Source organism: Vibrio crassostreae (genome assembly GCF_024347415.1).
Taxonomy (GTDB): Bacteria; Pseudomonadota; Gammaproteobacteria; order Enterobacterales; family Vibrionaceae; genus Vibrio; species Vibrio crassostreae.
Map to the genome: position 1 here is coordinate 1,938,107 of NZ_AP025476.1, position 20,012 is coordinate 1,958,118.

Below are 20,012 nucleotides of genomic sequence, written 5' to 3' on the forward strand. Positions count from 1 at the left end.
ATCTACCACACATTGTTGTAAGCGTTGATGTAGAAGCTGTCTGACTCAACCTCAAACATAGACACACACAACAACGATTCTGCAAGGGAGCCATCGCTGCTAAGTTTTGATGTTGTGACAATTTTTCCTTGTTCAATGGCATCTTTCATTTTATTTACAACATCCGGAGTAAATTCATATGCGGCAAAGCTTTCGGCATCTTCTTTTGTTAATACCTGCTTTCCGGAATCACGTAGCGAAGTTTTAATTTCGTTGTACATTTGATAAAATAAATCTCCTACAGGGCCTTCTCTGTCTACTCCAACGGCTTCGAAAAAAGCTTCCTCGTTCAACTCTTCGTCTGAAATGTACACAAACGATGTGGACGAGCTATTTGATATAAAATCAAATTTAACCTTCATTATTAGCCTCTTCTAACTTTTTAATACATTCCAGAACAGTACCTAGCTTATTATCTTCAAAGTCTTCATTGATGATCTGCGGTAACCAATCCACAATGAACACACTACTTGTTTCTAGCTCGTCTTCACTTAGAGTTTTGCCATAACGTGCTATCAGGTAATCTGTGAAGTTTGCATACTCCACGCAATAATACTTTTTGAATTCAGCTTTGGCTTCAATAGATGCTACAAAAAGTGCATCGAAAACAGTTCCAAAAAGCTGCTCGCCAAGACCTCGAGGAGATATTCCCAATGCTATAAGAAACTCCTCTTTATTTGGCTTCCATGAGGTCGTCAAAATTAGCGCTATGTCGCCTCTCATTCTTCTATTTCCTTCAAACAATTCTGCACTTTTGTAGAAACAGCATTTCTGCATACTTCAATTGCACCCAGAACTTCTGGTGTGTGTTGAAACTTAGAAAAGAAATTGAGAGTACTTTCTTTCACATCCCAATGAGCATATGGAACAAAATGTAATGCCATAGCTAAAGCCGGAATACCCAACCCCAATTGTTGCTCTTCTCTAAGATCCTTCAAGCTATTTAGCAGGTTGCTAACGTTATCCCGCCAGATATGGCGTCCGCCATAATAGCTAGAGCTAGAAAACATTACTTTCATGAAATGTTCGGATTCTATCTCATCAAGTTTGCTAACATGATCTAGTAAAATTCGAATGTTTAGGTGGTCCGACTCTTCTCTTTTTCTAAACAAGAACCAAGCAACAGCCCGAAGGTTACTTTCCTCGGATCTATTCTTCAAAGTACCTTCGACTCTAACCACGTCTTCGGGGGTTTGAATATCTGCTGATAAAAGTGAAAGATTGTTCAGATAGTGATTTGAGAAGTCTTTTGAAGATTCACATGCAGACAAAACTGTATCGTTTCTTTGCTTCCGTGCCAAAATATACGCGTAACGGAAAAAACCTTCATAGACTGGCCATTCGATGATTTTTTCAAAAATACTATCAACTTTTAATTGATGCGCTGAAAGTTCAGTCACAGTATAAAACGCAAGTAAGAAATCACGCAGTTCATCGTATGTAAATGAAATATTTTCAATACCTAAAGATGCAAGCCCTGTTGATGGGACCTCTCTTCGCAAAATGATATCTTCCCCAATCAGTTGTTCAAGAATCTGCCTCTCGGATTCATCCCCTTCAACAGGTATCTGAGAAAAAATTCCATCTTCCAACATTCGTCTACATATCTTATACAATGAGTTCAATACGTTACGCTTAGAGTGGTGAGGGAACTCATTCACCTTCATCATCAAGTATTTCTCTAGAATATCTCCTTTGTAGATATCCGGAACATATCCAATATTCTTGTTCTCGTTAATTTCTGAGAAAATTCGCAGTAAAATAAGATCGTTTTTTAAGAACTCAGATGCATTATTTGAGAACTTGCCTTTGATATTGAAGTGGCTTAGATAAGCATCAAGAAGTCTAACTTTATTTTTGTCCGACATTTTTTGGCGAAGATCTTTGACACGGTATACGAGATTGGAGTGTAGAGATTCGAATACACTAGCAAACTTATGATCGAAAAATTCATTCCTACAGGTAAAGATGATCTTTACATATTCATACTGGCACATTGCATCTAGGAAAATTCGAAGCTCAGCAGCAAATCTATCAAGATCGCCAACTTCATTTATTCCATCAATGGCTATCACAAAAGGCTTTTGACACTCTTCGGCAACTTTGTTTAATAGTGTTAAAAGGTCATGGAGGTCTTGGACATCTGGAGCATATCGGTTGTTTTTGATGTACGACAAAATGCGATTAGGACCCGGATGATCATTCAGTGCACGTGCAGGAATAAAGGCTGTGGGAATCTCAAATGATCTAAATTGGTTTTCAATTAAATCGCAAATGAAGTTTGTTTTCCCTTGCCCTGCCATGCCCGTGATTAAAAATATTTTGGCTTGTGTAATTCCAATTTTTTTTGAAACCTTTTCGATAGAGCTGAACACTCCGCTTCCGCTCGATTCGATACTGTGTTGAAAGACATCCCAGTAGCCTGACAAGTAACCCTCAGGTACAAACCGTTCAGCTCGTTCACCATACCAAGAGAACGGAGAAAGATACTCTTGTATGTCTTCGAGCGCAGCACGTTGCTTAGTCAGACGTTCTTGAAGCTCATGCATGCTACTTGGCGATTCTAAAGCTGTTATTTCAAGTAAACTATCTATTACAGGTTCAATTTTCGCTTTTCTTAAAAGCTCATTAAAATGAACTAGGTTGATTCGCCGTATATCGTCATCAATCTTTCTGAAGAAAAACATTGGATTTGCGAAGTACCTCATCTCCTCTTTCGTTTCTGAGGTTTCAACAAACACTGATGGTATGTATTTTCTTGTTCGCTTTTCATCCTCTATTTTTAGCTGATTAACCCTTAAGAACTCATCCAGATTTCTACGAAATTGGAGGTTAACATCCGTCCGTTGGAATTCCTTTTCAAGATGGCCATTGATGTATTCAAGTTGCTCATTACTAATTTCATTGAGCAATTGAGCCAAGTCTTGGTAGTCGAGAATATTATTCGATGGGTCAAACGCAATAGATAGATTCTCCACTGATTGCATCAATTGCTGTGAGGTATACGACTTCTGTCTTTCAGTTATTACATAAACGTAGATGTCGTCAAAATCACTGCCAAGGTTGTGAGAATCGAATTTCTTCAACGTTTCACAGATTTTAGCGCTTGAAGCATCAGAAGTAATTTGGATTGAAACCCTACTAGTTTTACATCCAAGGTCAACTGCCGGAAAATTCATTCGGATTCGATTTTGATTTTGTAGATCGGGGCAGTTTAGAGCTGTCGCTAAAATAGGAATCAAGAAGTCCTCCGCGACAGTGTTTATGTCAAATTGCCCCATCGCATTCGCTACCTTCACCTCATGAGCAAAACGGCCTAAAAGAGTACTTGATTGTTGCAGAAGTTCTTGTCGAGTCATATCCAAATGAAATCTAAGCTATTAATTTAAAATCATATTTACATGCTCAACAGTACACTAATGCCCGAGTATGGTCTGTGTATAGATCAACAAATTTGGTATCTAATGATGAGAGTTGAATACTATGTTTCAATAGATAACTTAAGATTGTATCTAGTGTCACTATTCTACTGAACTAATTGTGCAATAACCTATTGCACTATTGGGTGCTGGAGTTAACCTAACAGCACTTTGGAAGTGGTCTCTTTCACGAAGTAAGCGGTACTGATTTTAGTCAACGGCCTATTGACCTAATTTTTGTTATGAAGGTTTACTGCTGCCCAAACACGGTTTGGGGCACTTTCTAGTTAGAAAATGCCACGGGTAAAATTCAACCTGAGAGTTTTTTGGACAGAAACGTGTCAGCGAGTTTCCTAAATTAGTGATTTATGAATCACTTCAAGTATTGCAAACCTCCAATCAAGTGGCCAAATTCACTCAGCCACTACAGTACCACTACACTGTTGCTATAACGCCAACTCGTAAAGGTGATAAACGTCTTCACTGGTCAACGTTCTTGGGTTGCCTCCCATACAAACATCATCCATGGCTTTTTGAACCCAACCATCAATATCTGCATGCTTAACCCCAAGGTGAGCCAGCCCAGAAGGGATACCCACTTCACGAGACAACGTGCAAATCAGGTCCACCGCTAATAGGGCTGCATTAGTGTCGTCTAACTGAGACGTATCCCCACCCATCGCTTCAGCTACTTCCCTAAACGCACTTGGAACCGTTTGAGCATTGAATGCGCTCACCACAGGCAGCAAGATAGCATTACAAACGCCATGCGCTAGGTTGTGTGTTGCCGAAGGCTGATGTGACAACGCATGAACCGCGCCTAATCCGGCTGAGTTGAACGACATCCCCGCTAAAAATTGCGCATCAGCAAGTGCCGACCGAGCTTCTATGTTCGCTCCATCCTTTACTGCCATAGGCAGCCATTTGGCAATTAGCTTAACCGCCTCAAGTGCGGTCGGAAGTGTTAAACGATGGGCGCCAGGAGTCACAACCGACTCAATGGCATGGGTCAGCGCATCCATACCCGTTGCAGCGGTAACAGAGGCAGGCAAACCAACCATCAATGATGGGTCGTTAACCGCAACATCTGGAATCTGTTTGGTGTCGACGATCACCATCTTAACGAGATTCTTCTCATCGGTAATCACCGAATTGGACGTCATCTCCGCCGCTGTTCCCGCCGTTGTATTAATGGCAATAAAGAACGCACCGCTATTCTTAACCAGGCCGACCCCATTATAATCGGTGATTTCGCCGTCATTTGATGTGACAATACGAATCGCTTTCGCACAATCAATAGGGCTACCGCCACCAACCGCAATCAAACAATCGCACCCGCTCTGTTGGTAAAACTCAGCACCTTGATTAACCAAACTAACGGTCGGGTTAGGGGTGACCTTATCAAAGGTGACATAGTCGAACCCTTTATCATCGAGTGCACGATAAAGAGAATCTAATATCCCCAATTCAATCAGGTTTTTATCTGTCACTATCATTGCTTTTTTTACGGGTCGACAGTCCAACACTGCAACAGATTCTGCCACCGCACCTACGCCGGATAATGATAGTTTTGGTAAATTTAATGCAAACACCATAGTCATTCCTTTACGGTAAGAGCCCGACGGATCGGGCCGATATCAATTACTTCTCAACTCGCAATCCATACGTCTTGAACTTATCGAGTACATGATCCATCTCTTGGTTTGGAAGCACTGGAACGTCTGGCTGAATCGCTGCACATTTGAGATAAAGCTCAGCCAATACCTCGGTTTCATGTGCTAACCACAATGCTTTCTTCAGATTTTCACCAACGGTGATCATGCCATGATGTTGAAGAAGAATAGATTTACTTTGACGAATGCCAGCATCTACATAATCAGCCAACTTAGGAGAGCCAAAGGTAGCATAAGGTACACAAGGTATTTCTGCCGCGCCCGATGCTGCAACCATATAGTGGATCGCCTGGATTGGACGATTGAGTATAGACACTGCTGTCGCGTTAATGGCGTGGTTGTGAACAACGGCATGGCAATCCTCTCTCGCTTGGTAGCAGGTTAGGTGGAAAGCCCATTCGCTTGATGGAATTTTGCCTTCCTCAAATTCTCCGGATTCGCTGACAAAAACGATCTTTTCCGGTGTCAGATTCTCATATTCAATACCCGTTGGAGTGATCAATAAACCATCTTCATAGCGCACCGAGACATTACCTGCGGTGCCTTGGTTCAATCCCAGCTTAGTCATCTCTAAGCATGTATCGATAATGTCTTGTGCTAGTTCATTTCTTGTTATTGTCATCGTATTACTTCCTTAAGCTGGCGTTACGCCTTTCTTTAAAATGATGTTTCCGTATTTAGCGGTTTCGCCCGTCAGTACAACTGCAAAGCATTTTTCGGCGCGGTCGTAAAAATCAAAACGATCCATGTGTTCTAATGCAGGCTTGTCTTTAGTGGTCTTTGTGATTGCCGCCATGTATTTCGATTCAACTGTTGGGTCGAGCTGGTCACCCTCTACGGCTTGCATCATGATCAGCGGGCTTTGGCAGTACGCGTCGAGCTCAAATAGCGGTATTGTGCCCTCTAACAGCGTATCGATATTCACGCCATCGGCTCTTAGCACCACATGCGATCCAAACGTCTCCGCAGGAAAATGGGCGTCGGCAAACAGAATTTCATCGCCATGCCCCATTCGACTTAATACGGCAAGCAGTTCTGGGCTTATTGCCGGATGGATTCCTTTAAGCATTGTGTATTTCCTCCAATAACTGGGCGTATTGTTCACGGCTCTCAGACGGGGTGACGACTTGGTAAGCAGGCTTCATATTTTCTTGGGCATGATTGGCATCAATAAATACCCCAGCCCCTGCAAAGGCATACATCGCTGCCCCCGTCACTGTGGCTTCAGACTGTTCAACCACATGGATAGGGATGCCAACAACGTCAGCTCTTATTTGGTTCCACAGTCTATTTTTAGACCCACCACCCACCACCATTAAACACTTGGTATTTAAGCGACAAGTCGTGGAAAGATAGTGCAGACTGCTCTTGAGTTTGAAGGCCAGTCCTTCTAGAGCGGCGCGGTATATCTCGCCCCTTGTGGCATTAATGGACAGGCCAGTAATCGCACCATTTCCTTTACCGTCACCACCAAGTAAAAAGGATGGATCGAACCTAACGCCATTTGCACCGATAGGGGCCGCTTCCCCTTCCGAAACCATCACCGCGTATTTACTGCTGCTCTCGGCAATATCCGTAAAGTAGGTGTTGGCGACCCATTCCATTACTGCACTAGAGAGCCATTGGATTGCTGGGTTAAACAAACCATTTTTAGCATCAAGCTCTGTTGTCATGCCCTCTTTGAGATAGTCAGGTTTTAACTGAGGACGTGGCGAACGAGCCATCAAGATCTCCCAAGTCCCTGAGCTTAAGAAAGACTGATTCTCTTTGGCACCAGAGCCGAACAAAGCAAACTGAGTGTCGTGACCTGCTGAAATCACTGGAACTCTGTTTGGAATGCCAAGCAGGAAGGCGACATCGTCTTTTAAACAACCCACTATTTCGCCCGCTTCAACCATGGGAGGGAAGTGCGCCTTCGTCAGCTCTAGGTACTGTAATACCCCTTCATTCCAGTCACCGCTGTCTAGGTCCGTCATCATCGACGTGCCAGCCATGGTTCGATCGGTTGTTAATTCGCCCGTCAGCTTTTGTGTCAACATCGACGAAATAAACACCCACTTATCCATATTGCTATAGACTTTTGGTTCGTTGTCTTTCAACCACTTAAGCTTGAATAAGGTATTGAACGAATAGTCCCCGATGCCGTTGGTCAAATACAGTTCATCGCGGTCAATATCTTGCGAGATCTGGCTCATCACAGGCGCGGTACGAGCACATTTCCAAGAAATAATGGGATAGATCTGCTTTCCATCTTTATCGAAGGGCGCCCCGTCCACTCCAAAGGTAGTGACAGAAACGGCAACAATATCCGTCGAATTAATTTGAGCCGTTACCTGCTTTGAACACTCAACAAGCTTTTTCCAAATCTGTTGAAAATCCCAAACATGTTTAGTGCCATTCTGTAGCGTTTCATTAGCAATATAGTGCGACGCAACAATTTCACCTTGCTGGTTAATCGCAATAGAGCGGGCGTTGGTGGCTCCGCAATCAAGAATAATAGCAATCGACATAACTCACCCCTTTAAGGCCTACCCCAAGTTGGGGCAGGCAAAATTAGTTACCTATTGAATTACTTATAGATAGGGCCGAAGTTCTGACAAGCGCGATAGTCCTGTCCCTCAACATCCTGACCAAATGCAGACCAAGTATGCGGACGAAAGATGTCTTGGCTATCCACGTTATGCATCGATACCGGAATACGCAGCATTGCAGCGAGAGAGATTAAATCGCCGCCAACGTGGCCTGAAGTGATAACACAGTGGTTAGCGCCCCAGTTTGCCATAACTTCATAAACCGATTTAAATGCGCCTTGGCCAGTCAAGCGAGGGACGAACCAGGTCGTTGGCCAAGTCGCGTTAGTGCGCTCATTTAGGGTGTTATGAACATCTTCTGGCAGTTCGATAGAGTGCCCCTCAGCAATTTGCAGCACTGGACCAATACCCGCGATAATGTTGATTCGATGCATGGTAAATGGCATGCCACCTTCAGTTAGGAACTGAGACGAGAAGCCGCCCCCACGGAAGTATTCTTCAATGGCTGGGCACCATTTCGTTGCATTTAGAGACGCTTCAACGTCAGCTTGTGTCAGTTCCCAGTGCGGTTTCATCGCCGGCTTACCATCAGCTGTTTTCGCTTTACCTGCCCCATCGAGCGCTGCTGAGCCAGAGTTAACCAGGTGCAAGAAACCGGAATCTGGGCGGGTTCCTGTCACACGCTCTACCGCATCTTCAGACCAGTAGGTACGAACATCATGGAAAACCTGAGCCTCACCCGTCAGTAGCTTACCAAGCATCATATTTACGCCGTTCAACGCGTCGTTTTCTGTTGCCACACAGATTGGTTCACGAATGCCGTTCCAATCAAATGAGGAGTTCAAGATGGCCTCTGAAAAATCGCCATTGGGCAAATGATCGGTCCAATGACGCTGACCTTGGAAGCCAGCCAGAATAGCATTGTGTCCTAGCGATTCTTCACCAAAGCCTAGATCTGCAAGTTTTGGGTTGCCTCGCATCAAATCGCGCATGATCATGGTCATCTTAATGACGGTATCCCAATCCTCTGCTTTACGCTCTTCGGTGAAAGGGGTGCCGTTATAATCTTTACCTTCTTTACACCAGTCTCGTACCCAAGCACGCGCCAGTTCAAACTCTTTCTTGTCATAGACTTCTCGATCCAAACGGCGTTTGATTTCTGTCATATCGACATATTCATTACGCATGCCCAGATACTTCTGGAAGAACTCAGGGTTAACCACAGAGCCCGCGATGCCCATAGATACAGAGCCCATCGAGAGATAAGATTTACCGCGCATTGACGCGACGGCTAAACCTGCACGGCAGAAGCGAAGAATCTTGTCCTGTACGTCACTTGGGATTGACTCGTCTCCTGCGTCTTGCACTTCTTTGCCGTAAATTGAGAATGCCGGTAAACCCACTTGTGAGTGGCCTGCCATCGCAGCGGCTAGGTATACTGCACCTGGACGCTCAGTACCATTGAAGCCCCAGATGGCTTTTGGTGTATGCGGGTCCATATCAATGGTTTCTGTGCCATAACACCAACACGGTGTTACTGTCAGTACAAGGCCCACATTTTCACGTTTAAATTTGTCAGCCGTCGCAGCAGATTCTGCTACACCACCAATACAAGAGTCGGCAAGGACACACTCCACTTTCTCTCCGCTAGCATGGCGAATATTCTCTTGAATAAAATGAGCTGCGCGCTGAGCCATTCCCATAGTTTGATCTTCAAGAGATTCGCGTACACCCATTTGACGACCGTCGATGGTAGGACGAATACCGATTTTAACTAACTGTGACATCATTGATGTTCCTTATTATTTCTTTAATTCAGGGGGGCAGGTTAATGCTGCCCCTGTGGATAATTCTTTACTTAACTTGGTAACCTTTTGCGCCGTAGTACACTAGGTAAACGAAGCCAATGAATGGGATAACAAATGCGGCGCCAATGCCTGCTGCATCTGAGATTTGCCCCATGATGGCGGTTAGCAGTGCACCACCCAGAATTGCCATGATTAGGAAGCTTCCACCAAACTTTGAATCAGACCCTAAATCTCTCAGTGATAGCCCAAAAATAGTTGGGAACATCAGAGACATACATGCAGACACACCGACTAGTGCATAAGCTCCTGCTAACCCACCCACTGCCATGATTACAGCAACTAAAATCGCAGCGATCGCAGCCAAAGCAGCAAGTAGTTTTTGTGGTTCAATGTGTTTCATTAGCGCGACACAAACCCAGCGCATGACAGAGAAAATCACAATAGATGTCAGTAGGTATGTTGATGCTTCTGCTTCTGTACCGCCGACTTCTTGCATCACGTAACGAATAGTCCATGACCAACAACCAATTTGCGCACCGACATAGAAAAACTGAGCTAACACGCCTTTGGTGAAGTGGCTTCGCTTGACAATACGGCGGTACGCCTGACCAAATGTAGACTCACCGGTAGTACTTGTGTCCTTTGCGGCCGGCATTTTAGTTTTAAGAATCAATAGCCAAATTAAAGCAATAACAACTGCTACGCCCATATAGGGCATCATTACTGCGTACAGTTCGTCAGATTGAATTTTCGCTAGTTCGTCAGCAGCCATGGCCGCACGTTCACTATCCGTTGCAGGGTTTAGTTGCGATAAGATGTAAAATTTGCCAATTAACACCCCAGTGATCGAACCAATAGGGTTACAAGCTTGAGCAATATTTAGACGTCGAGTTGCGGTTTCTTCAGGACCCATCGCTAATATGTATGGGTTGGCACTTGTTTCTAGAATGGAGAGACCGCCAGCTAGAACAAATAATGCCAGCAAGAAAGGTAAATATTCCATTGCTTGCGCGGCGGGATAAAATAGCAGTGCGCCGGTTGCAAACAATCCAAGGCCCAAAAGCACTCCGGCTTTATAACTGTATCGCTGTATGAAAAGCGCAGCGGGAAGAGCCAAACAAAAATAAGCGCCATAGAAAGCCGTTTGTACCAAACCCGATTGCATATCGGTTAAAGTAAATACTTTTCGAAACTGTGCAATAAGTACATCAGTCATGTTATTTGCCAAACCCCACATGGCAAAACAACAACATAGTAGCCAAAAAGCAAATTTAATTTCCTTTGGTATTACCTCTACTTTATTATTCCTCTGTGTTTCAGACGAACTTATATTGAGAGTATCACTCATAAGATATCCTTATTATTAATTAAATTATTTATTTTTATTTTAAAGTTTGTTTTGTTTCACGTTATTACAAATCAGTTATTACTACATCTACCGATTCGTTATCACATATTTTAAGAAGACTTCTTTTTTTGTATTTAGATTTATCGGCAATTAGAATAACTTGATCAGATATATCGATAAAACTTCTTTTTATTTGATAGTTATATTCATTTGAATCCCAAACTCCTGAGTCATAATCAAACCCAACGCAGGAAAAGAAGCAGACGTCCAAAGACATATTAGCCAGTGTCTCCACTGCTAGTGGACCATAGAAACTACTGTACTTCTCGGAATAACTGCCACCAGTACAAATTACATTAATATTACTTTTACCTTCAAGGGCAATAACATTCTGAAGAGAATTGGTAATAATAGTGCAACTGATATTTGGAATCTCTCGAGCGAGACACCAACTCGATGAACTTGCGTCTAAACCTATTACCATTTCTTCTTTAATATAATCTAACGCTTTGCTTACCAGTAATTCCTTTTCTTCTATATAGTCCTTAGAACGCGCATGAAAAGAAAGACCTTCATCAATTTCTTGAACACTAATAGCCCCACCATGAACTCTTTTAAGTGCGCCCGATTCATCAAGCTTTTTTAAATCTCGACGAATGGTTTCCACAGAAACATTAAAGGCTTCTGCTATTTCTTCGACGGTTGCACTTCTTTGATCATTTATTAGTTCAACAATTTGTAGGCTTCTCATAATGGTCTCCCGCTTGCTTGATTATTAATTTACCAATGAAAAAATGGCAAAACTGTGACGAAATCGCCATCAAGCCCGTTATTGACCGATTTGTGACTGATATTGTGGACTATTAAACACAAATGCCCGCAACTTATAAAAACAGTCATTCATTAATAAGGAATTATAATTGTTAGAACAGCTTGTAATCACCACTTACATAGATTGAGTGATATTGCGAATACTTGCCTATTTAGACCAAAGCGTATAACTCAGGGGAGGACACGAAATGTCTGCACAGAGACAGTAATAAGTATCCACAAAGTAAACATGAAACAATGATTGGCTGAACTTGGCTAACTAAAGTGGGTAAAAACAGGAGGATTAGTACTCTAAGAAACTTTGGGGCAGATCTGCGTTACGGTGATCTACCCCGTCAGCACGGATTTGGACAAAAATGCGTTACGAAAAATCGAACATTAGCAATTCATGAATAACGTTTTAGAAAGTCAGAGTGCAAAAGATTTGTGAGAATTGCAAAAGGTCGGGTACTAAGCATTAGTGAGGATTGAGTACAGTTCAAAATGTTACATAACATTTTGAACTGGCCAAGTGGTGAAGCCACAACAAATATTAGCAGGGATTGCACTTTTGGGGATATTGTCGTAAATTTTGGGCTTATCCGTATTATTCTTGGTAGAATCAGTCAAATGTAGCAGAACGCCTTTAGCGTGTAGTTCACCTTCTAGTGCTTTGAAGGTTTTTTAGGGTAGAACTTTAATTTAATACGGCTCACCCACAACCAATCCTTTTGCCACTTCGATACGATTAAGCTGACCTCTGAACACGATTTGTTTACAGTCACCTTCCGTCTGTGGGACTTTCCAGCTCTCAAATACATCAAGGTTTATTACGCCTTTTGCTGCCCACTCGCCATTACTTATCAATCTCAACTAATAGCTTGCGAAGCCCTGTGACAAAGCCTCGTGGAAAAACCTCGCAACTGTACTCCATGTCTTTCACCTGACCTGCCATAGTGGTTTGCCAGTCGTTCTTGTCCATACATTCATCAGAAATGGCATAGACTAGGGCTTTTTTCTCTGATTCGGTGAGCACAGCCGATATGGGTGATAGTACTTCGACGCTTGGCTCTGTGGTGGCACAAAACTGGCGTACAGGGCGTTTATCGATAGTAATATTGGCGTACTGTTTAAGCAGGTTCACTTCTTTGCGATAGCGGTTACGCTCAGCGATAATTTGACCAAACAAGGCACGAACAGCAGGATCTGGAATACGTTCTAGCAACTTATGATCCGCAGGGATAGACTTAGACCGAGAGGTGTTGGATACCGGCATTTTAGTGTTGGTATTGAACTTTTGCGCCCACGCTTCGATTAGGGTTCGGTAGTGCTTGTTACGAGTGGCACGTAAGGCTTCATAACCCGGCCCACCTTCCGCTGACGACACTCGCCCCATTTGCGTAATAGAGAAATCGCGTTGTCCCGACTTCGCATATGTTTTCAGGATACCGTTTAACTTATCGAGGTTTTGTTGAGTGCGTGGCACTTTACCGTCTTTTAAGTCAGCAAGAATGACATCAATATCTAATTCCATTAGTCCTCCAATAAGTTCAGTAGAGCGATGCTGTTTAGGTGAATAGCTTTATCGGTAAGAGCGAGGATACCCTCAGAAAGCAGCTTATTATCGGCCATGTATTCATCTGCTTCGATATAACTAGCAACTTTACGGTAGCCTTCAAGCTTATCGTTTGGATCAGCGATTTTCGCCATTTGGCGCATCATGGCATTGGCTGCGATAAGTTGCTGTTTATCATCCATTTCCATAAAAATAGGCTCAAAGCCTTTTTTCATCAGAACACGACTAAGCTTGCGTGAACGCTTTTCTATTACAGGGGTTTTGCGTAGTTCATCCTGCAAATCAGGATAGAATTCTGCATCTTCACAAATCAAGGATAGGTGTAGCAACTCAGAGTCGGTTTCGACAAACTTCAAGGCGTGACTGATATCTTGCTTGGAACCAACCGCAATCAGTTTATCTGTAGTATCGTCCTCTTTCCTGGCTTCTTCGACACGAATGATTTTGCCAATAAGTTCAAAACACGCAATCCAGTCTTTGGCGTATTCATTGGCTTCGATTTGCTGTTTTTCGTAGCGGCGCTGCAGTGCTTGCAGTTGATCGTGCTTGATGAACGGTTTGCCTTGCTCTTCACTGAAGAACTGCTCATCCTTTAGGGTTTCCATCTCGCGTTCGATTTCCACCGACAGGTTTGCCGTCTGATGCGCTTTATAACTCAGTTGATTGAAGTGGGCATTGAGCGCAGGGAGGTATCGAGCCTCTGTAATAAACCAACGGCAGCGAATACAGTTTTCAGGGCCATGTGGAACGCTGTCATGAATACGATTGATAGCAACTCTTGCATCCTTAATCAACTCCCCCCCATTCCAGCAGCCTCCAAGGGTGCTGACTTCATCCGATTTTACGGTGTTACCACCGACCAAGCACAAACCATAAGAGCGCTCTTCCCAACCGATCGGGTTTCGGTTAACCAGCGCCGCTTGGATGCTGCCATCATCTCTATACACCATCTTGCATTGGATTTGCTCCATTGAGGCATCTTTGAGGAAGTTGCGTACCGATTGTTTGGATTTGGCATTCAATGCATCATGCGCTTCATCCATTTTCTCAGCCATCACAGACGGGGTGATTTTGTTGTAGTAAATGGTCATCAATAGACGTGTATGGCCTGCTAGCAGTTTAGAAATAACAGGTAGTGGTAATTGCGTATCCATCGTGTAAGCGGTGATTAGCGAGACACGTAAGCTATGTAATGGGAAAAGCGTAGCAAGCTTAGAACCATCGTACTTATCTTCAGGATAATCTATAACCAGCTTTAAACGTTCGCCGTTATCAAGAGTATCCCCTTGAGCTGCAATTTTATTTTCTAGGGTTAGTAAAAGTTGGTACCACAACGATGTTATGTTTGAGTCCCCGGTTAGCGGCTTATTCTTATCGTCACCTTTTGCTGAGGCATCGCGAAACAAAAACGCAGTTTCTCCCATGTTTTCTAGCTGCTGGCTAGTTTTAGGTTTTCCTGTATGCTTTTTAAGCAGCGTGGTGCAATTCGTTGGCTTGTAAATAGGATTGTATTTTTCTTGCCAATTGCGCAGTTTTTCCAGCCAATACAGCACTTCCTCATTTTGCCAAGGAATAGTGTAGCCGCATTCAAGCTCATTTTTATTTTGATCGGCTGTCTTATTGGTATTAATATACAGTCCAGTCGAATACTGCCCGGTTATGGTGTCGTGCATGCGACGAAATACCCCTTTTCCAAAAGGGCGCTTGGGGTTACCTAGTACGAAGTCGTTCTTATCGTTGAGCCCCCATCGTCCGTTTTTATAACGCCATGTGTCGGCTTCTCCACTATCTAACATGCGTACCTGATAAGTACGAAGTGGTAAATGTAGCTTTATAAAAATCGCCATCGATTTGACGGGAGACCAGAGTTGATAAATTGTGATTGTTTTATTGTTCCGAATAACTTCTTTCGAGCGCCACACGCAATCAGGGTCGGATTTATCAACTTGCTCTGATTCAACCTCGAACCAGTCACCATCTCTACCTGCTTTACCTTGCCCAGTTTGTTGCTGTGCCCATGTCCAGTGTTTAAAATGACGGTAATGAAAGGCCTGATGCAAGGTTTCGCGTTGCTGAAGGTTTTGCTCAATAACTGCCAGTTTTGCTTTATTTGGTAGTGGGCATAAAATTTGGCGTAAGTCCTGAATATAGCGATAGGGCAACGGATTGCGCACAGTTTCAATGGATGAATGAGTCACTGTAATTTTATTTAATGGGTTTTTAACCAAAGGTATTATATTTCCCTTATCATCTTCCTCAGAAAAATGTTTAGTAATGATAAAGTCGACAAAATCTTTAGGATAGTTTACCGCTTGTCGTACATTGGTCGGATAATTAACTCTCGTTCTCGCTGCCCTCTCTAACTCGGCACTGCTGCATATATGACCGTTATATCCTTTGAAAAACAGCCCCACATCGATGGCGTAGGGGGCATAATTTAGGATGTAGGTTTCAAAAAATATTTTTAGCGCATCACTCTTATGGTTAATTCCGGCAGTTTGCTTTGCCATCCATTCAGCCGCGAATTCTTGCCACTGAATCCACTTGGTGCCATGTGTAGTGAGCATCCAAGAAAAGCTGAAATCTGATGTCCGTTCACCACGTTTTTGGGCTTTTAGTTTTTCCATTATTAACCTCTCATCTTTGGATGCTTACCAGTGAAATACCCTTGTGGGTCAATGTCATCGAATCCATACTCGACCAACTCTTTCCAATCTAAGGGTTTGATTTTGGATTCAAGGTTTGCCAATCGCAGCGTAGCTTGGGTCAGTTCGTCAGAAATTTTTTTCTGACTTTTACCAGTATAGGGTAATTGTGAGTCTAGGGATTTGTGGTGCATGCAGCGGCGTATAACCAAAGGGTTAAGTCCTGAATCATCCAACCGTCTACCGTAATTATGTCTATGTCCATGGGGGTCTAAACCTTCTGTTTTGTTAGGCTCTAAGCCAATACGTTTTAATCCGTTGGCATAGTTGTCGTAGAAAGCAGACTTTGTGTAAGGATTACTTAGTGCGCTGTGATGAAAGGAAATAAACGCATAAGGGTGGTGACAGTCAACACTGGCACGGTACTTTTGATAGTCTTTCCAAAGTGACATAAACACTTTGCCATAATCTGTAGGGAACCACTGAACCTGTATGTAGTTATCTTTATGGTCAGCCACACGGTTCTTCCACCCAAGGTGAATTGTGCCTTTCATGCGCTGACGAGGGATACGACCATACTGTTCTTTTAGATAGGTCTCTCTATTTTGTGTACCAGAGCGACTACGCCAACCATCCGGGGCTTTTCCGTCTATTTCGTTATAAATTCTGACAATTGCGGAATCAGGATTATTCGGATCTTCAAATACGTCGGTCACCCAAAGCGTTAACGTTTCGCTTCCCCGCAACCCGCCACCATGCATGAGCAGTAGAATTAACTTATCTCTGAGCACCACACGCGGGTCTTTAGCACCACCGATACCATTCATATAAAAATCTTCCCAATGACTTTCAGGGAATGCAATTGCGTCATCTTCGATTTTTGTGAGCGCCGTTCGACCTTTAATAGTTCGTGCCTTACGGATGGTTTTATTGACCGTCTTATCTTTGATATGACCAAGAAAGTCGTTCTGGTTTTTGCGATACCATGCAGCGTAATTGAGTCGTTGCTCATGAGGCATGGCATCACGCAAAGGGTTCATTGTTACAGTACCTTGTTTTTCTGCCAACCAATCGGTGAATATAGTCAGTCGATGGATGTGCGCATTCACGTTACGGGTTGAAGTTGGCAACCAATACAAACAAGATGGATCAATCCCATCCTCGCCAACAGTTCCCGTATATAAACGCTTAGAAAAGGTCTGAAAGAGTAACTTCGGATCGTCAAACAACCCTCTATTCGCTTCCATGTAATCTAACAGCAAGGACACCGCTTGAAGAAACCCGTTCATTACAGAGTGACTCACACCGTCAGCCTCTAATTTGAGTAGGTAGTCAGTTACAGTACTCAGTTCTCCTTGCTCTGTCAGTAAGATAGGAATCTGGCTTTTGATACCTGTATTGTCTTCTACAATAGTCGCCCTGACTTTAACTGATGACAAATTATATTCCCCATACACACAATACACATTAAACACTGTATATCTACATGTATAATTGAGCAAGAAAAAGGCAGTTCTCTCTGCCTTAGTACACATTATACACCCTTTAGGTTACTGTATATAACGTTATCGTGCTCTTTTTGTTTCTATGTCGACAACAATTAAACCCTTAATAGCATTCACATTATATTAACGAGCGGCTATGCTAATTGTTCATATGAGGTAATCTGTTCAAGACAAATGATTATCCCCCTGTTAACATTAGAGCTAATACTCTAATTTGGTATTTAATGCAGATGACCAAACCGACATTCCGACGCCTTGCGATTGCCAGTATTCTTATCGGTGCTATCAGCTCGCCAAGCTATGCTGCTCCGCTCACTTTTTCTGAGGCGTGGCAAATACTCCAAGAGAACAATAACTCTCTTGCAGCTCAACAAGCTAACGTTGAGCGTTATCAACACCTTCAAAATGCAACCGGAAGTCTTAACCTGCCTTCTGTAACGCTTGGCGCGAACTACACTCACCTTGATAGTGATGTGACTATCAATGGCGAACAGTTCGCAGATAGCCTAAGTGGCGTACCTTCAATTGGTCTTCCCGTGCCGCCTCAAATTATCAGTGCGCTTGGTGGGATTACTTCCACGATTACCGAGCAAGATATCTTCAGCTCATCCATTCGTGCGGTGTGGCCTATCTTTACTGGCGGACGAATTACCGCTGCGCAAAATGCTGCAGAAGGTAAAAGCGAAGAAGCGCAGAGCCAGTTATTGATGGAGAAGCAAGCTCGCTACGAAGACTTGAGTAAATATTACTTCTCTGTGATCTTAGCGGAAGACGTCGTGAGAACGCGTCAAGCCGTCGAAACAGGCTTAACTCAGCACCGTGATTTCGCAATTAAGCTTGAACAGCAAGGGCAAATCGCACGAGTAGAACGCCTACAAGCCGATGCTTCTTTAGATAAAGCGATTGTAGAGCGCACGAAAGCTCAGAACGATCTCAAGATTGCTCAACTAGCACTGACTCAGATCCTTGGTCAAAATGAAAGTGTAGAACCCTCAGAGCAACTGTTTATCAATAAGAACCTGCCTCATATGGACGTGTTCATTGACCAAACTCTCATGACCTACCCCGGCCTTAAAATTCTTGATGCAAAAGAGAAACAAGCAAGCAGCTTAATTAAAGCCGAGAAAGGTAAGTACTACCCAGAGGTATACCTTTACGGTGACTACAGCCTGTATGAAGATGACTCTCTAGCCAGTGAAATGAAACCCGATTGGTTAGTTGGTATTGGTGTAAATGTGCCGTTGATTGACACTACAGGCCGTTCCGACAAAGTCGCTGCGGCTCACAGTGCCGTATCGCAGGTTCAATTCCTTAAGTCGCAAGCCAAACAAGACTTAACCGTATTGGTACAAAAGACCTACCTTGAAGCAAACCAAGCGATTGAAGAGGTTCAAGGCCTAAACTCAAGCTTGTCTTTGGCTCAGGAAAACCTATTCCTTCGTAAAAAAGCCTTCACACAAGGTCTCTCTAACTCATTAGAAGTGGTTGATGCCGAGCTATATCTTGCGAGCATTAAGACACAGCAATCTGCTGCTCGATTCAAATATCTTATCTCTCTCAACAAGCTTTTGGCGCTTACCAGCGAAATGAATGCTTACTCAAGTTACTTAACTTCTTCTGTTACGTCTGATTTCGACTCAAAAACAGACACCGCTAGCCAGTCAAAAGGATAACTCATGAAACCTATTAAGCCCCTTCTTCTATCTATAGTTGGTATCGGCATTATTGGCTGGGTCGGATACAGTTTTTACCAAGCTTATCAACCTCAACCTGTTAAGCTTCAAGGTCAAGTCGATGCACAGCAATACAGTATCTCATCGAAAGTGCCTGGCAGAATTGATGAAATATTCGTGCGTAAAGGCGATTCGATTGAAAAAGGCGAATTGATCTTTTCTCTTCTTAGCCCTGAAATTGATGCGAAGCTAGAACAAGCAAAAGCCGGTCAGAAAGCTGCGGGGGCATTAGCTCAAGAAGCCGAGAATGGCGCGCGTACTCAACAGATTCAAGCAGCTAAAGATCAATGGTTAAAAGCCAAAGCAGCTGCCGATCTCATGGACAAAACTTACCAACGTGTAAACAACCTTTACAACGATGGTGTGGTTGCCGAGCAGAAGCGTGATGAAGCGAAAACTCAATGGCAAGCAGCGAAGTACACCGAAAGTGCTGCGTTCCAAATGTATCAATTGGCGCAAGAAGGTGCTCGTGACGAAACCAAAGTGGCAGCCGCTCAAAAAGCGTTAATGGCGGCGGGCGCAGTGGCGGAAGTTGAAGCTTACGCAAAAGACACACAGATCCACAGCTGGTTTAATGGCGAAGTGTCTCAAGTTCTATTGAGCAGCGGTGAACTCGCACCACAAGGATTCCCTGTTGTGACTGTCATCGACACCAAGGATGCTTGGGCCGTGCTCAATGTGCGTGAAGATATGCTTAAGCATTTCGAGAAAGGCAGTCAGTTTGAGGCATACCTACCGGCTCTGGATAAATCATTAACTTTCCAAGTCACACACATCGCTGTAATGGGTGATTTCGCAACTTGGCGCTCAACAGACGCAGCACAAGGCTTCGACTTACGTACTTTTGAAGTAGAAGCGCACCCTGTCGACACGAGCGAAACACTGCGTATGGGCATGAGCCTAGTGGTTGAACTTTAGGTGACGT

16 protein-coding genes and 1 pseudogene are annotated in these 20,012 nt (G+C 43.5%); 3 read left to right on the plus strand and 14 right to left on the minus strand.

Annotation, left to right across the window (positions count from 1 at the left end; genetic code table 11):
- Positions 1–2: 2 nt before the first annotated feature.
- From OC193_RS08710 to OC193_RS08755, 10 genes are all read right to left on the minus strand, one after another.
- A complete protein-coding gene (locus tag OC193_RS08710; RefSeq protein WP_048662215.1) occupies positions 3–401 on the minus strand; it encodes a hypothetical protein in 399 nt (132 codons plus the stop codon).
- The gene (locus OC193_RS08715) at positions 391–762 is read right to left on the minus strand and encodes a hypothetical protein (RefSeq protein WP_048662214.1); all 372 of its coding nucleotides are present in this window, start codon (positions 760–762) and stop codon (positions 391–393) included. The genes OC193_RS08710 and OC193_RS08715 overlap by 11 nt, the downstream gene beginning before the upstream one ends.
- Entirely contained in the window at positions 759–3,398 is a 2,640-nt protein-coding gene (locus tag OC193_RS08720; RefSeq protein ID WP_048662213.1) for an SMEK domain-containing protein, read from the minus strand. The genes OC193_RS08715 and OC193_RS08720 overlap by 4 nt, the downstream gene beginning before the upstream one ends.
- A 506-nt stretch (positions 3,399–3,904) precedes the next feature.
- Positions 3,905–5,053 (minus strand): iron-containing alcohol dehydrogenase, encoded by a 1,149-nt coding sequence (locus OC193_RS08725; RefSeq protein WP_048662212.1) that lies wholly within the window; start codon positions 5,051–5,053, stop codon positions 3,905–3,907.
- Positions 5,054–5,099: 46 nt separating this feature from the next.
- Complete coding sequence (locus tag OC193_RS08730) at positions 5,100–5,747, minus strand: L-fuculose-phosphate aldolase (protein WP_048662223.1); 648 nt, start codon at positions 5,745–5,747, stop codon at positions 5,100–5,102.
- 18 nt (positions 5,748–5,765) lie between these two features.
- Complete coding sequence (gene fucU / locus OC193_RS08735; protein WP_048662211.1) at positions 5,766–6,200, minus strand: L-fucose mutarotase; 435 nt, start codon at positions 6,198–6,200, stop codon at positions 5,766–5,768.
- The gene (fucK, locus tag OC193_RS08740; RefSeq protein WP_048662210.1) at positions 6,193–7,641 is read right to left on the minus strand and encodes an L-fuculokinase; all 1,449 of its coding nucleotides are present in this window, start codon (positions 7,639–7,641) and stop codon (positions 6,193–6,195) included. Before fucK ends, fucU begins: the two co-directional genes overlap by 8 nt.
- Positions 7,642–7,700: 59 nt before the next feature.
- Entirely contained in the window at positions 7,701–9,449 is a 1,749-nt protein-coding gene (locus OC193_RS08745; protein ID WP_048662222.1) for an L-fucose isomerase, read from the minus strand.
- A 67-nt stretch (positions 9,450–9,516) separates the two neighbouring features.
- The gene (gene fucP, locus OC193_RS08750; RefSeq protein ID WP_230682693.1) at positions 9,517–10,686 is read right to left on the minus strand and encodes an L-fucose:H+ symporter permease; all 1,170 of its coding nucleotides are present in this window, start codon (positions 10,684–10,686) and stop codon (positions 9,517–9,519) included.
- A gap of 196 nt (positions 10,687–10,882) precedes the next feature.
- Positions 10,883–11,569, minus strand: a complete 687-nt coding sequence (locus OC193_RS08755; RefSeq protein WP_048662208.1) for a DeoR/GlpR family DNA-binding transcription regulator — start codon at positions 11,567–11,569, stop codon at positions 10,883–10,885.
- Positions 11,570–12,060: 491 nt separating this feature from the next.
- Here OC193_RS08755 and OC193_RS08760 point away from each other — a divergent pair.
- Positions 12,061–12,214: pseudogene (locus tag OC193_RS08760) on the plus strand (regulator); the annotation flags it as partial.
- Between the two features lie 116 nt (positions 12,215–12,330).
- Here OC193_RS08760 and OC193_RS08765 read toward each other — a convergent pair.
- The 4 genes from OC193_RS08765 to gmtY are packed head-to-tail and all read right to left on the minus strand — an operon-like array spanning position 12,331 to position 17,288.
- A complete protein-coding gene (locus OC193_RS08765; protein WP_155410754.1) occupies positions 12,331–12,501 on the minus strand; it encodes a hypothetical protein in 171 nt (56 codons plus the stop codon).
- Positions 12,485–13,162, minus strand: coding sequence for a gamma-mobile-trio protein GmtX (gene gmtX / locus OC193_RS08770; RefSeq protein WP_048662207.1), 678 nt, complete (start codon positions 13,160–13,162; stop codon positions 12,485–12,487). Before gmtX ends, OC193_RS08765 begins: the two co-directional genes overlap by 17 nt.
- A complete protein-coding gene (gene gmtZ / locus OC193_RS08775; protein WP_048662206.1) occupies positions 13,162–15,831 on the minus strand; it encodes a gamma-mobile-trio integrase GmtZ in 2,670 nt (889 codons plus the stop codon). Before gmtZ ends, gmtX begins: the two co-directional genes overlap by 1 nt.
- Positions 15,832–15,833: 2 nt before the next feature.
- Positions 15,834–17,288 (minus strand): gamma-mobile-trio recombinase GmtY, encoded by a 1,455-nt coding sequence (gene gmtY, locus OC193_RS08780; RefSeq protein ID WP_048662205.1) that lies wholly within the window; start codon positions 17,286–17,288, stop codon positions 15,834–15,836.
- A gap of 290 nt (positions 17,289–17,578) precedes the next feature.
- On the opposite strand from gmtY, the gene OC193_RS08785 reads away from it, so the two are divergent.
- Together OC193_RS08785 and OC193_RS08790 are read left to right on the plus strand one after the other, a co-directional pair.
- Entirely contained in the window at positions 17,579–19,027 is a 1,449-nt protein-coding gene (locus OC193_RS08785; RefSeq protein ID WP_048662204.1) for a TolC family protein, read from the plus strand.
- Between the two features lie 3 nt (positions 19,028–19,030).
- Entirely contained in the window at positions 19,031–20,005 is a 975-nt protein-coding gene (locus OC193_RS08790) for an HlyD family secretion protein (protein WP_048662203.1), read from the plus strand.
- Positions 20,006–20,012 lie beyond the last annotated feature (7 nt).

Bases quoted from the DNA above. Each gene is read 5' to 3' on its own strand.
- OC193_RS08710 (WP_048662215.1), bottom strand. From the start codon at position 401: ATGAAGGTTAAATTTGATTTTATATCAAATAGCTCGTCCACATCGTTT.
- OC193_RS08715 (WP_048662214.1), bottom strand. From the start codon at position 762: ATGAGAGGCGACATAGCGCTAATTTTGACGACCTCATGGAAGCCAAAT.
- OC193_RS08720 (WP_048662213.1), bottom strand. From the start codon at position 3,398: ATGACTCGACAAGAACTTCTGCAACAATCAAGTACTCTTTTAGGCCGT.
- OC193_RS08725 (WP_048662212.1), bottom strand. From the start codon at position 5,053: ATGGTGTTTGCATTAAATTTACCAAAACTATCATTATCCGGCGTAGGT.
- fucU (WP_048662211.1), bottom strand. From the start codon at position 6,200: ATGCTTAAAGGAATCCATCCGGCAATAAGCCCAGAACTGCTTGCCGTA.
- fucK (WP_048662210.1), bottom strand. From the start codon at position 7,641: ATGTCGATTGCTATTATTCTTGATTGCGGAGCCACCAACGCCCGCTCT.
- OC193_RS08745 (WP_048662222.1), bottom strand. From the start codon at position 9,449: ATGTCACAGTTAGTTAAAATCGGTATTCGTCCTACCATCGACGGTCGT.
- fucP (WP_230682693.1), bottom strand. From the start codon at position 10,686: ATGACTGATGTACTTATTGCACAGTTTCGAAAAGTATTTACTTTAACC.
- OC193_RS08755 (WP_048662208.1), bottom strand. From the start codon at position 11,569: ATGAGAAGCCTACAAATTGTTGAACTAATAAATGATCAAAGAAGTGCA.
- gmtX (WP_048662207.1), bottom strand. From the start codon at position 13,162: ATGGAATTAGATATTGATGTCATTCTTGCTGACTTAAAAGACGGTAAA.
- gmtZ (WP_048662206.1), bottom strand. From the start codon at position 15,831: ATGGAAAAACTAAAAGCCCAAAAACGTGGTGAACGGACATCAGATTTC.
- OC193_RS08785 (WP_048662204.1), top strand. From the start codon at position 17,579: ATGCAGATGACCAAACCGACATTCCGACGCCTTGCGATTGCCAGTATT.
- OC193_RS08790 (WP_048662203.1), top strand. From the start codon at position 19,031: ATGAAACCTATTAAGCCCCTTCTTCTATCTATAGTTGGTATCGGCATT.